Genomic DNA, 12,445 nt, shown 5'->3' with positions numbered 1-12,445 from the left:
CATGAATCCTCTACTAAGCCGACAAATAAGAAAATATTTTCCTGAAAAATTAGCAAAGGATGATAGGTTCAAAGATTTTTTTAATGCGGTAGAGGAATCTTATAAAAACAACGATGAGCAGCTAAGCATGATCCAACGTGCTATGAAAATAAGCTCAGACGAATTATTTAGTGCTAACCGAAAATTAAAGTTAGAAGCACAAAGCCAAAAGCAAATCTTAGACCGTTTAAGGGCTGTCATTACCACTTTAGATATTAAAAACTCAGCAAGCAAAAACGAACCTGAAGAAGAACTTAATGTCTCTGATCTTGCCACCTATATCGAAGAACAATCCAGGGAAATAGCTAAAATCCACGAAGAACAAAAGGAACTTTTGTTAAACCTGGAAAAGAAAAATCAGGTCCTATCAGATTATGCGCACATGGTTTCTCACGATCTAAAATCGCCTTTAAGAAGTATCAATAGTTTAGTAACCTGGTTAAAACAGGATTACGCCGAAAAAATTGAAGAAACCGGAATTACCCAGTTAAACATGGTGCTTAAAAGTGTAGAAAAAATGGATGCCCTGATTGGTGGAATTCTTAATTACTCTACCATAGATCAGGAAATTTTAGACACCTACGATGTAGACACAAAACATCTGGTAGACGAAATCATACAGATTATTTACAAATCTGAGCATATAAAAATTGAAATTTCAGATCAGCTTCCCGTGGTGCACGGTGATAAATTTAGACTTCAGCAATTATTTCAGAATTTAATTCAAAATGCGGTGAAAAGCATTGATAAACCTGAAGGCATTATTAAAATCGACGTTAGAGAAAATGATAATTATTGGGAATTTTCTATTGAAGACAACGGAAAAGGCATCGATAAAGATCATTTTCAGAAAATTTTTCAGATATTTGAAAAGATTGATAATGATTTTAATTCTACCGGAATTGGTTTATCCATCGTAAAAAAGATTATTGATTTTTATGGGGGTAAAATCTGGTTAGAAAGTGAGTTATCAAAAGGCACCATTTTCTACTTTACTTTACCTAAATAAATAAACATGGAAGAGAAACCTAACTACTCTTACATAAGCCAGCTATCTGGTGGCGACAAAGAATTTGAAGAACAACTGCTCGATGTAGTGCGTCTAGAACTTCCGCAGGAAATAGAAAGCTACAAAAATCATTTAGAAACAGATAATTTTATGAGAGCAGGAGACGATGTTCATAAAATTAAACATAAAATTAGTATTTTAGGCTTAGAAAAGAGTTATCAGGTTGCTATAGATCATGAAGACAAACTTCGAGAAGGGGTTGTTGATGCAGATCTATTTAGCCAATTTGAAGAGATTCTTAACGCAATGACCACGTTTATTCAAAAAGCCTAAAATCTAACCTATGCAGTGTATAATTGTTGATGACGAAGCAGCAGCAAGAACAATATTAAAAAAACTTGCATCCAATAATGATAATCTAGAAATACAGGCAGAATTTTCTAATGCTATCCAGGCGATCAAACATCTTAATCAAAATGAGGTCGATCTTATCTTTCTAGATATACACATGCCAGATTTTACCGGTTTCGATTTTATTCAAACTGTAAAAAACCCTCCAAAAATAATATTATCAACTTCAGATAGAAATTTTGCGATCGAGGCTTTTGAATACGATTGTATTGTAGATTACATTGTAAAGCCCATCACCCAGGAACGATTTGATAAGGCCATTAAAAAGGCACTAAACTTTGCCCCAAAGGAGCACACAAAAGATATAGCTTCAGAAAAAGTAGAAGCAAACCCTAAAGAATCAGGAAATGATCTTTACGTAAATATTGATCGCAGATTAATAAAAATAGATATCCCCAGTATTTACCTGATAGAAGCAAGAGGTGATTATATTTTGATAAAAACATCAGGAAAAAATTACACGGTACATTCTACAATGAAAAAAATTGAAGAAAAGTTACCCGAGAATCTATTTTTAAAAATTCACAGATCTTTCATCATAAACGTAGACAAAATTATTGATATAGAAGATAATAGTGTTTTAATTGAGAAAGATGTAATTCCTGTAAGCCGTTCTAACCGCCCAGAACTCATGAAACGTTTAAATCTTTTGTAAAAAGATCTTTAAATTACAATTCAACGGCACTTATTTACCACCCATCTACACTTTAAAAATCCTCGACGATTTCTTCTAATTTCAGCTTTATTGCTGCCCTATATTTGTCATGTAGTTAAGTGATAATGATATCAGAAAACTACGTGATGTTTTACATAATTTTTTGTTTTTGAGTTAACAGCTCAGCATTGTTCCTAAAAGACTAAGAGCCCTACTAATTAAGTCTCTAGGTTTGGTACTGAGCAGGCATTAAACGGTCCGGGATACAAGCTTCCTTGGTAGATAAATGATAAAAGAATTGGTGCGACCGCATTACTGCCTTTATTGAAAAGATTGGGATTGGAATAATAATTCCCTTTTCAAAATAAAAGAAAAGGGAATTTTAAAAATTGTTTAGGCTAATACATTATACATAGTTGGATTGATTATAAGATTGGTTAGTTAGTTGGTTAGGTTAGGTTGAGAATGCCGGGAGTGGTTACCCGGCATTCTCTTTTATTATATATCCACAACCTAAATATAACTTTTAGAGATCGCCCCTATTTCTTTAAAGAAAGTTTCCTTTTCTGGTTTACTATTTAAATTTAGAAGATTTGAAATTTCGAGTTGCGCATCCATTTCCCTATACATGTTTTCTGTAAGCAATGCTAATAAATCGCGATGTGACTTATTTAATCTAAATGTATTTACAGCAATAACATGATGTTTAAGTTCTATACACGTTCCAGAAAAAATGCGTAAATAAGTTTTAACCAAAATTTCCTGATCTTTATCCAATAAGCCTTTAAATAAATCAAACTTATCTTCTTTGCCTTTTGCAACCAGGTACTTCTTAAGTTCAGAAAGGTAAAACGGACTTACAATTAATTGATTCGCTCGGTGGACTAAACGTCTAATTTTGGTATGATTACCGGAATAATATAATTTCATTTGGTACTATTGTGAGGATTTTTATAAAAAACAATACCAAAAAATTAAGTAGAGAGTATAGTACGGGGGAAGCCAAATTTACGCAACACCAAATAATTAACCAACTCACACAAGATGATTAACTTAAATATAATTTAGTAACGAAGAAATTAAAAAAATAGTAATCCATTTTATTTTATCATTTTATAAATGGTCACTTATTTTCATCTTTTTCAACAAGTCGTTTTCCGAAACTATCCGGGTGCCTGTTAATTTAGCTTTGCTTAGTTTTGCCTGCCCAGGTTCGGTACCACAAACCAGATAATTGGTTAACCCTGAAACCGCCCCTGTAATGCGACCGCCATGCTGCATAATGATTTTCTGCATTTCCGCTCTGGAAAAATTCTGAAAATTCCCCGATATCACAAATCGTAACCCATTAAATGACTCACTAAAACCTGCCAGCGCTTTGCGCCGAATTTGCACGTTTTGACCCTGCTTTTCTGCAATCCAGTCTAGATAACTTGAAGGAAAATCTATACCGTGCTTTTCCTGTAGTTGTAACTCCTCCTCTACCCGGTTTAGTTTTAAAAATAATTCACCGCAAACAAATGCATCTTCTAAAGCATTGTGATGATGAAATTGTGGTACTTCAAAAAAATTCGCCAAAGAGCTTAGTTTGTAACTGGGTAATCGTATCAGGTTTCTTGATCGTTGCAGCGTACAAAAACTGGTATATTGTGGTAATTCAATACCGTAACGCTGTAACGAATGAAGCAATACGGCATTATCGAATTTCGCATTATGCGCGACCAAAGTTTTGCCTTCTATAAAAGGAAGCATTTCTTCCCAGAGCTCGGCAAAATTCTTTTCGTGCTGTACATCTTCGTAAGTAATCCCGTGAATTTGTACCGCAAAAGGATTAAAATAAGCGACTTCAGGATTTATTAATTCATAAAATTCGCGGTATTTTATACCATTTTTATATTCCACCATTCCCAACGAACAGGGATTTTTCCCACTCGCGGTTTCAAAATCAAAAGCCACAAAATCCTCTATCATTCAATCATTTTAAAAAATTCTTCCTCACTAATCATTTTTATACCTTCTTTCTCGGCTTTCACTTTTTTACTCGGCCCCATTTTCTCCCCAACAATCAGGTAAGATGTACTTTTAGACAAAGAGCCTAAATTCTTACCTCCGTTGTCTTCAATATGCTTTTTCAGTTCATTTCGGGAAATAGAAAAAGTCCCCGAAACCACAAAACTTAGGCCATCCAATTTATTCGAAGCGGTTTCTTTTTCTTCCATTTCAAACTGTAAGCCTTTTTCACGTAAGCGATTTACAATTTCAAGATTCTCTTTATCGGTAAAAAATTCGGTGATACTTGCAGCAACGCGCTCTCCAACATCACGAAGTTCGATAAGTTCTTCAGTACTTGCTGCCATAAGACTGTCGATATTCCCAAAATGCTCGGCAATTTTACGGGCACTTACTTCTCCCACATCACGAATTCCAAGCGCAAATAACACTTTATCGAAAGTTCGTTTTTTAGATTCCTCTACGGAATTCAATATATTTTCAGTGGTTTTCTTCTGAATACTAATCCGGCTTCGATCTGAAATTTTAGTGATAAAATCATCGAATTTCGGGTAATGCTGAAAGCTTTCATTACGAAGCAATTCATCGATATAATCCGCATTTTTTAATGCTTCTTTTGCCGGCTGGTTTTCCTGATGATCGGGAAATTTTAGGTCGATCAATAAATTTACTGAAACACAATCTTCCATCGAAGTATATGCTGAAACATCTACACGCTGCATGGCCGAATTCAATTCACTTAGAAATCGCTTGAATTTCTTTTCATCGGCACCTTCAATCTCAGCAATATTTAAACTAAAAAGCTCCTCTAATTGTACAATTTCATTTCCTATTCTTTCAGAATCTGCCCTGGTTATACTCCCCCAACCCTGACTTAAAGCATAGATCGCCTGACCTAGTTTTACCTGAAGTTCGCCATCTTTTTTAATACCGGCTTCCTCGTTATCTAACCAGCGTTCCTGACCGATAATATCGTCGTAAGTGAGATAATAGAAATCGGAGTAATTATTAATAATGCCATTGTAATATAAAATTTCGATGGTTCCTTTTCCAAGACCATCAATATCCATCGCTTTTCTGGAAACAAAATGTTCCATCCTACCGATAATCTGCGGCGGGCAGCCTACATAATTTGGGCAAAAGTGTTGCGCTTCGCCTTCATTTCGTTGTAATTCAGTTCCACACTCCGGGCAATGTGTAGCGTAACTTGTAGGTTCAGATTCTGGATCGCGTTGCTTAAAATCTACTCCAACGATCTTCGGAATAATTTCTCCACCTTTTTCTACAAAAACTTTATCACCTTCTCGAATATCCAGTTTTTCGATCTGATCGGCATTATGCAAAGAGGCACGTTTTACAATCGTTCCTGCCAGTTGTACCGGTTCTAAATTAGCAACCGGGGTAATCGCACCTGTTCGACCAACCTGATAAGTGATTTTATGGAGTTTGGTCGTTTCCTGTTCGGCTTTAAATTTATAAGCCATCGCCCATCGCGGTGATTTTGCGGTATAGCCTAACTCTTCCTGCTGGCCAAAATCGTTCACTTTTACCACCACACCATCAGTTTCATAAGGCAAATCATGACGATGAATATCCCAGTAATTGATATAGTCTAAAACTTCATCGATGTTATTTTTAAGTTCTGATTCTGCCGGAACTTTAAAGCCCCAATCCCTAGCTTTCTCTAAACTCTCAAACTGGGACGAAATTGGTAGATTTTCACCCGCAATATTATACAGTAAACAATCCAGCGGCCGTTTCGATACCTCAGCACTATCCTGCAATTTTAAACTTCCAGAAGCGGTATTACGAGGATTGGCATAAGGCTCTTCTCCATTTTCCACACGCTCGGCATTCAATTTTGCAAAACCTTCAAAAGGCAATACAATCTCTCCCCGAATATGAAATTTCTCGGGATAATCACCCCGCAATTTTAAAGGTACCGACCGAATGGTTTTTACATTATTTGTTACATCATCCCCCTGAAATCCGTCACCACGAGTCACCGCCTGTACCAATTGGCCATTTTCATACGTAAGACTCATCGATGCACCGTCGTACTTTAGCTCACAGGTATATTTTATATCACCGTCTACCAACTTCCGAATACGAGTTTCCCAATCTTGCAGTTCTTCTTTAGAATACGAGTTAGAAAGCGAGTACATACGATAATCATGGACAATCGTCGCAAAATTCTTGGTTACCGCCCCCCCAACACGTTGCGTTGGCGAGTTAGGATCGTCAAATTCAGGATGCTTCTCTTCTAATTCCTGAAGCTCTTTCAGCTTCATATCAAAATCATAATCGCTGATTTCAGGATTATCCAATACGTAATATTGATAATTATGATGCTGTAATTCTTCCCGAAGGGTATATATTTTATTTTCGATATCCATTTATATTGAAATTAAAAGAAGCTTATTGTTCTATAAAAATTAATAAAAGCGTAAGTATGGCCGGTAGCGCCTGAACAAAGAATATTTTTTTACTGGCACTTAAGGCGCCATAAATCCCTGCTATGGCTATACATAATAGAAAAAAGATGGAAATATTGTGTTGCCAATAGGTATCTTCTATAAAAAAAGTCCATCCCAAACCGGCCGCTAAAAAACCGTTATATAAACCCTGATTAGCCGCTAGAGCCTTAGTTTTTGGAAAAAGATCTGCAGGCAGGGATCTAAAAGTTTTTTTTCCGACGGTTTCCCAGGCAAACATTTCAAACCAAAGGATATAGAAATGTTCTATCACTATAATGACCTTTAAAATAACAATTATTGCCCCCATATCTAATTTTAATGCTTATACCTCTTTAGATGTAAAATTAAATGCTGACCCCTGATGAGTGAAATTAATTTTAAAATCGGCTTCAAATGCCGTTTGGTTGGTAGGAAACCAATCTCTATTATTGCGATTAACCGCAATGATAAGTCCTTCGTCATCGCCAATAGCACAAAAACGATCTAAACTACCATCATAAATAGCTAAATCGAATTGTCGATGCAAATAGTTATAATAAGGTTCAATGATGTCTACCGCCAAACCAATTTCGGCAACTCCTACAATAGAATTGATATTAAAAACAGTATCGCCCCACTCGTATAGGTTTTTCCTTGAAATAAATTCCAGGATATTGCCATCGGGATCTTTAAAATACATCGATTTTGCCTTCCAGTTACTAAAATCGATAATTTCCTCGGTGTCATTTTTTTCAATCTTTACGCGTTTCTTTAACCACTGTAACGCCAGATTTTCATTATGAGCAGGAATATGAAATGCAATATGATAAGGTTTTGCATCTTCTTTATGCTTAAAACAAATTTCAGTAAAGCCCGTAGAAAGCCTAAAGCTATTTTCAGCCACTTCGGTTATGGAAAACCCAAGCACATCACGATAAAAGCCTAATTGCTCCTTTATCGCCGAAGTATAAACTTCTAAATATTCTATCTTCATTACGTCTGACTTTTAGTAATCCACTTTGGGGTGGGCTGTGGTTTAAAAAACTTCATCTTTTCGTATAACTCTTCGATGGTTTCAGCAATAATAAGCAAATCGTAATTGGCTTTTTTCAATAAACCTGTTTTTACCATTTTACGGAGCATGGCTACCAAATCGTCGTAAAAACCATTGATATTTAGCAATCCAATTGGTTTTTGATGTAAGCCCAGTTGCGCCCAGGTAATAATTTCAAAAAGCTCCTCGAAAGTTCCAAAACCTCCGGGAAGCGCAATAAAACCGTCACTTAGTTTATGCATAGTGAGTTTTCGCTCGTGCATATCCTGGGTGGTAATCAACTTGTCCAATCCTGTATGCACCACTTCTTTGGTTTTTAAAAATTCAGGAATTACACCAGTGGCTTTCCCTCCGTTTTCATTAACCCCGGTCGCAACATGCCCCATTAAACCAAGTTTACTTCCGCCATAAATCAAACGAATATTGTTTTTAGCCAAAAAGGCTCCCAGTTTTTTAGCGGTTTCTATGATTTCTGAATCGACCCCATCGCTGCTGGCACAAAATACAGCGATACTTTTTAGGGAATTTTGTGTTTTCTTTTCTTCCAAAATAGCAGTTTTTTTTAGCGTTTTTGGGCTTTCAGCATTCTAAAATTACCAAACATATCTTTTCGAAGTTCCGTTTTAAAACCATGCGCTTTAACCATGGTTTCCGTTTCTTCTGCCAAATATTGATTAATTTCAAAAAACAACAATCCATTTTTTGAAAGCCCTTCTTGTGCTAATTTCGTGATTTTATTATAGAAAAGTAAAGGATTTTTGTCTTTTACGTAAAGGGCAGTTTCTGGCTCGTACCTCAACACATTTTGCTGCATTTCAGCTTTCTCTAATTCTCGCACATAAGGCGGATTAGACACTATAATATCGAATTGTTGGGGAAATTTTTCTGCGGAAAGAATATCCTGCTGCATAAAATCGACCGCAACTTTATTATTTTCAGCATTGATTTTAGCGATTTTTAGCGCTTCTTCTGAAATATCTATGGCTGAAATTTGAGCCTCCGGTAAATGTTTTTTTAAGCTGATGGGGATACATCCGCTTCCCGTGCCGATATCGAGGATTTTTACAGCTGATTTTTGCTGAAGCAGTACCTCATCTAAAATCCACTGGACTAATTCTTCCGTTTCCGGTCGCGGAATTAAAACTCCGGGGGCAACTTTAAAATTCAGACTAAAAAATTCGGTTTCCCCGATGATATACTGAATAGGTTCAAAAGAACCGAGTTTGCCTAAAGCCAACTCAAATTCAATAATTTCAGTCTCGCTAAGCACTTTATTAGGTTCTAAAGCGATCTGTAACCTACTTAACTTCAAATGATGCTCCGCCAATAAATGGAAAAAGGAAAGGATTTCTTCTTTTGGATAGTGATCTCCAAGATCTTCTAAGAATTGATTTTTGAGTTGCGTGGTGGTCATTTTGGTAGTTTACAGTTTTATCCCCCTACCCCCCGAAGGGGGAACATTTAATTCAAAATTTAAAATAATTCTTGATTCCTGAATCTTGATTCTAATCTCAAAAATCAAAAAGATCTCTCCATAAAGTCGAGATGACCATAGAAAGAAATTTGTCATTTCGAGCGAGGTACGAGTCGAGAAATCTTATTCAGCTTCTGTTAATATTTAATGTTTAAAACTAAATTTTAAATAGTCTTTCTTGCCTCTAGTTTCTAGGTTCTTGATTCCAATCTCAATCAAAATTCAACATTTAAAATTCAAAATAAAAAAAGTCTATTCCCTAAATTCTAACAGCGAAGCGATCTAACATCTAATGTCTAGCTATAGATCCTTAATCATCCAAACCGTACAATTATAATGTCCTGTACTGCCCAAAGGTTTTTCTAATTCCTTAAAGCCGGTCTTTTTGTACAATTTGCAGGCATCTTTCATGTAAGGCAATGTCTCGATATAACACTTTTTATAGTTCTGATTTTTGGCAAACTTCAAACAGGTTTCCATCATTTGGGCGCCAAGACCTCTTCCACGAGCTTCGGGTAAAAAATACATCTTTTGTAATTCGCAAATTTCGGTTTCAAATCCTGGTAGCGGGCCTATACCGCAACAGCCAATGATCTTGCTATCTTCTTCGATAACAAAATAAGCTTTTCGTTCGGCATTGTATTCCGCAGTCATATCCTCCAAAGCTTTATCTTCGTAAGCAGTTCCTTCTTTTGGAACCCCCATTTCTATTAAAACATCCCGGATAACTTTTTTAACCTGCTGATTGTCTTGCTGCTGAATTTCCCTTATTTTAAGCGTGCTCATTCTTACGAATTAATCCTATTTTTGTGGCTGTGAATATACACGAAAAATATATAAAACGCTGTTTGCAACTCGCCGAAAACGGACTGGGAAGCACTTATCCAAACCCCATGGTGGGTAGCGTTATCGTTTACGAAGACAAGATCATTGGCGAAGGCTGGCATCAAAAAGCAGGTGAAGCTCACGCCGAGGTTAACGCGGTAAATTCGGTTAAAAATCCAGAGCTTTTAAAGAAATCTACCATTTATGTAAGTTTAGAACCTTGCAGCCATTTTGGGAAAACTCCGCCTTGTAGCGATCTCATCATCGCCAAAGGCATTAAAAAAGTGGTGGTGGCCACGGTAGATCCTTTTGCTGAGGTTGCCGGGCGAGGCATTAAAAAACTCATGGAAGCTGGTTGCGATGTAATGCTGGGGGTTTTAGAAAAAGAAGCGCAACACCTCAACAAGCGATTCTTTACTTTTCACAATAAAAAACATCCTTATATTATACTAAAATGGGCGCAAAGTGAAGATGGCTTTATCGCTCCGCTAAAACGTGAAGATCGCGCGCCGGTCTGGATCAGTAACCGCTACTCCAAACAACTGGTGCACAAATGGCGTGCAGAAGAACAGGCGATTCTTGTAGGAACCACAACCGCCATTAACGATAATCCTAAACTAAATACCAGATTGCATGCCGGGAATAATCCTGTACGCGTGGTGATCGATCGCTCTGGAAAAATCCCGGCGGAATCGGCTATTTTCGACGGAAGTATAAAAACCATTGTTATTGCTGAAGATATTCAGGAAAAAGCACTGGAAAACGTGGAATATCGGCAAGCTGATTTTAGCAAAAATTTACCACAGCAAATTGGAAATATCTTGTTTCAGGAAAATTTACAATCGATCATAATTGAAGGTGGTTTGCAAACGCTTCAGAGTTTTATCGATGCTGAATTATGGGATGAAGCCCGGGTATTTACCGGAAATATTCAGCTTAAAGAAGGAATTTCAGCACCTGAATTTCAGGGAAAGTTAATTTCCGAAGAAAAAATAGAAGACAATTTATTAAAGACCTATTTAAATGATTAAAACCATCATTTTCGATTTTGGCGATATTTTTATCAATTTAGATAAATCGGCTACCCCAAAACAATTAGAGAAATTTGGCCTTAAAAATTTACCAGAGTCTATCATTACAATCAATCAGGAATACGAAAAGGGCTTAATTTCTTCAGAAGAATTTTTCAATACCTACAAAAACGAATTTAGTGCGATTGAGCAAGAAAAATTTCTTGAAGCCTGGAATGCCATACTGGTCGATTTCCCCGAATACCGATTAGAATTCATTAAAAAACTGGCTGCAGCGAAAGATTACCAGCTTATACTTTTAAGCAACACTAACGAAATTCATATCGATTGGGTTAAAGAAAATGTACCTTTTTTTAACGAATTTCAGCAATGTTTTGATGCGTTTTATCTGTCTTACGAAATCAATTTTAGAAAACCAGATGCCAATATCTACAAATATGTACTAAAACAGCACGATTTAAAACCTGAAGAATGTCTTTTTATAGATGATACGAAGGAAAATACCGATGCTGCCGCTGCTTTAGGCATCAATGTATGGAATCTTGAACCCACACGAGAAGATGTGATTGATTTGTTTACTACTAAGAAAGAATTATTCTCTTAGGGCGATTCCGTCAAAAAATCCTTAGTTTGCCAAAATGAAGGACACCTATAAAACCATTACCAAAGCCTCTAAAGAAGTTTTATTTAAAGACCGAAATTCGAAGTTTTTTGGCTATGCTTTCCCTATTAAAAATGAAGAGGAAGCCAATGTTCACCTAGAAGAATTAAAGTCGAAACATCACAAAGCACGGCACTGGTGTTATGCCTGGCAAACCGGTAAAGAGGAACAGGATGTTTATTATCGCGCCAATGACGATGGCGAACCATCTAACTCGGCCGGAATGCCTATCTACGGACAAATTCAGTCTTTTGAAGTTACCAATGTCTTAATTGTGGTGGTGCGATATTTTGGCGGTGTGAAATTAGGGGTAGGCGGACTCATAAATGCTTACAAATCCACAGCGCAAATGGCGCTAGAGAATTCGAATATCGTAGAGCGTACCATCGATGAAGTTTTTGAAGTTCATTTTGATTATCCCGAAATGAATATCGTTATGCGGCTTATCAAAGAAAATAACCTGAATATTATCGAACAAAAATTGGAATTAGATTGCAAAATCTATCTTTCTGTTCGTAAAAAAGAAGCCGAGGCCATATTCGATAAATTCGACAGTACTTATAAGGTAGGTATTAAGAAAGTGGAATAAGGTTTCATTGAGTAATCTCAGTAAGCGGTGGGCAGTAACAGTGAGCAGCAGTGGACAGTCGCAGTTGGCAGTGCGAGGCACGGGTCGAGAATATCTCTTTCAAACGAGAATAAAGATTTCTCCGCTTCGGTCGAAATGACATTATTTTAATAATAAACTTATTTCGACCAAAAAAACATAAACCATATTCAGCATTTAAAATAATAATCCTGATTCTTGGTTCGTAAGTCC

General features: G+C 36.5%; 14 protein-coding genes. 6 read left to right on the top strand and 8 right to left on the bottom strand.

Translation table 11 applies throughout. The features are described from left to right. Position 1: 1 nt before the first annotated feature. The 3 genes from L1967_RS17740 to L1967_RS17730 are packed head-to-tail and all read left to right on the top strand — an operon-like array spanning position 2 to position 2,114. On the top strand, positions 2-1,048 hold the full coding sequence (locus L1967_RS17740; RefSeq protein ID WP_249602841.1) for a sensor histidine kinase: 1,047 nt from the start codon (positions 2-4) through the stop codon (positions 1,046-1,048). 6 nt (positions 1,049-1,054) lie between these two features. Further along, the gene (locus L1967_RS17735; protein WP_249602840.1) at positions 1,055-1,381 is read left to right on the top strand and encodes an Hpt domain-containing protein; all 327 of its coding nucleotides are present in this window, start codon (positions 1,055-1,057) and stop codon (positions 1,379-1,381) included. Positions 1,382-1,391: 10 nt separating this feature from the next. Further along, a complete protein-coding gene (locus tag L1967_RS17730) occupies positions 1,392-2,114 on the top strand; it encodes a LytR/AlgR family response regulator transcription factor (RefSeq protein WP_249602839.1) in 723 nt (240 codons plus the stop codon). Positions 2,115-2,627: 513 nt separating this feature from the next. Here the strand turns inward: L1967_RS17730 and L1967_RS17725 are convergent. The 8 genes from L1967_RS17725 to L1967_RS17690 form a co-directional block, all read right to left on the bottom strand. Further along, positions 2,628-3,044, bottom strand: a complete 417-nt coding sequence (locus tag L1967_RS17725) for a hypothetical protein (RefSeq protein WP_249602838.1) — start codon at positions 3,042-3,044, stop codon at positions 2,628-2,630. A 183-nt stretch (positions 3,045-3,227) separates the two neighbouring features. Then, on the bottom strand, positions 3,228-4,085 hold the full coding sequence (locus L1967_RS17720; protein WP_249602837.1) for an exonuclease domain-containing protein: 858 nt from the start codon (positions 4,083-4,085) through the stop codon (positions 3,228-3,230). Then, a complete protein-coding gene (gene ligA, locus L1967_RS17715) occupies positions 4,082-6,520 on the bottom strand; it encodes an NAD-dependent DNA ligase LigA (RefSeq protein WP_249602836.1) in 2,439 nt (812 codons plus the stop codon). Before ligA ends, L1967_RS17720 begins: the two co-directional genes overlap by 4 nt. A 22-nt stretch (positions 6,521-6,542) precedes the next feature. Beyond that, on the bottom strand, positions 6,543-6,908 hold the full coding sequence (locus tag L1967_RS17710; protein ID WP_249602835.1) for a DUF1304 domain-containing protein: 366 nt from the start codon (positions 6,906-6,908) through the stop codon (positions 6,543-6,545). Between the two features lie 15 nt (positions 6,909-6,923). Further along, positions 6,924-7,574, bottom strand: coding sequence for a VOC family protein (locus tag L1967_RS17705; protein WP_249602834.1), 651 nt, complete (start codon positions 7,572-7,574; stop codon positions 6,924-6,926). After that, positions 7,574-8,182 (bottom strand): LOG family protein, encoded by a 609-nt coding sequence (locus L1967_RS17700; RefSeq protein ID WP_249602833.1) that lies wholly within the window; start codon positions 8,180-8,182, stop codon positions 7,574-7,576. The genes L1967_RS17705 and L1967_RS17700 overlap by 1 nt, the downstream gene beginning before the upstream one ends. 14 nt (positions 8,183-8,196) lie before the next feature. Then, positions 8,197-9,048 (bottom strand): peptide chain release factor N(5)-glutamine methyltransferase, encoded by an 852-nt coding sequence (prmC, locus tag L1967_RS17695; protein WP_249602832.1) that lies wholly within the window; start codon positions 9,046-9,048, stop codon positions 8,197-8,199. A gap of 360 nt (positions 9,049-9,408) precedes the next feature. Continuing rightward, positions 9,409-9,894 carry a GNAT family N-acetyltransferase gene (locus L1967_RS17690; protein WP_249602831.1) on the bottom strand — a complete coding sequence of 162 codons (486 nt, stop codon included), beginning with the start codon at positions 9,892-9,894 and terminating at the stop codon, positions 9,409-9,411. 29 nt (positions 9,895-9,923) lie between these two features. Here L1967_RS17690 and ribD point away from each other — a divergent pair, with 29 nt between their 5' ends. Genes ribD through L1967_RS17675 form a run of 3 tightly spaced genes read left to right on the top strand, consistent with a single transcriptional unit; the run spans position 9,924 to position 12,214 of the window. Beyond that, on the top strand, positions 9,924-10,964 hold the full coding sequence (gene ribD, locus L1967_RS17685; protein WP_249602860.1) for a bifunctional diaminohydroxyphosphoribosylaminopyrimidine deaminase/5-amino-6-(5-phosphoribosylamino)uracil reductase RibD: 1,041 nt from the start codon (positions 9,924-9,926) through the stop codon (positions 10,962-10,964). Next, a complete protein-coding gene (locus L1967_RS17680) occupies positions 10,957-11,568 on the top strand; it encodes an HAD family hydrolase (RefSeq protein ID WP_249602830.1) in 612 nt (203 codons plus the stop codon). The genes ribD and L1967_RS17680 overlap by 8 nt, the downstream gene beginning before the upstream one ends. A 34-nt stretch (positions 11,569-11,602) precedes the next feature. Next, positions 11,603-12,214, top strand: a complete 612-nt coding sequence (locus L1967_RS17675; protein WP_249602829.1) for an IMPACT family protein — start codon at positions 11,603-11,605, stop codon at positions 12,212-12,214. The last annotated feature ends 231 nt before the right edge of the window (positions 12,215-12,445 follow it).

The sequence above is a fragment of the Zunongwangia pacifica genome (assembly GCF_023499215.1).
Lineage (GTDB): Bacteria > Bacteroidota > Bacteroidia > Flavobacteriales > Flavobacteriaceae > Zunongwangia > Zunongwangia pacifica.
Note: the sequence above shows the minus strand (reverse complement) of the source record. Positions and strands in the feature narration are given on the sequence as shown.

Coding starts and splice junctions, on each gene's coding strand:
- L1967_RS17740 (WP_249602841.1), top strand. CDS start 2: ATGAATCCTCTACTAAGCCGACAAATAAGAAAATATTTTCCTGAAAAA.
- L1967_RS17735 (WP_249602840.1), top strand. CDS start 1,055: ATGGAAGAGAAACCTAACTACTCTTACATAAGCCAGCTATCTGGTGGC.
- L1967_RS17730 (WP_249602839.1), top strand. CDS start 1,392: ATGCAGTGTATAATTGTTGATGACGAAGCAGCAGCAAGAACAATATTA.
- L1967_RS17725 (WP_249602838.1), bottom strand. CDS start 3,044: ATGAAATTATATTATTCCGGTAATCATACCAAAATTAGACGTTTAGTC.
- L1967_RS17720 (WP_249602837.1), bottom strand. CDS start 4,085: ATGATAGAGGATTTTGTGGCTTTTGATTTTGAAACCGCGAGTGGGAAA.
- ligA (WP_249602836.1), bottom strand. CDS start 6,520: ATGGATATCGAAAATAAAATATATACCCTTCGGGAAGAATTACAGCAT.
- L1967_RS17710 (WP_249602835.1), bottom strand. CDS start 6,908: ATGGGGGCAATAATTGTTATTTTAAAGGTCATTATAGTGATAGAACAT.
- L1967_RS17705 (WP_249602834.1), bottom strand. CDS start 7,574: ATGAAGATAGAATATTTAGAAGTTTATACTTCGGCGATAAAGGAGCAA.
- prmC (WP_249602832.1), bottom strand. CDS start 9,048: ATGACCACCACGCAACTCAAAAATCAATTCTTAGAAGATCTTGGAGAT.
- L1967_RS17690 (WP_249602831.1), bottom strand. CDS start 9,894: ATGAGCACGCTTAAAATAAGGGAAATTCAGCAGCAAGACAATCAGCAG.
- L1967_RS17680 (WP_249602830.1), top strand. CDS start 10,957: ATGATTAAAACCATCATTTTCGATTTTGGCGATATTTTTATCAATTTA.
- L1967_RS17675 (WP_249602829.1), top strand. CDS start 11,603: ATGAAGGACACCTATAAAACCATTACCAAAGCCTCTAAAGAAGTTTTA.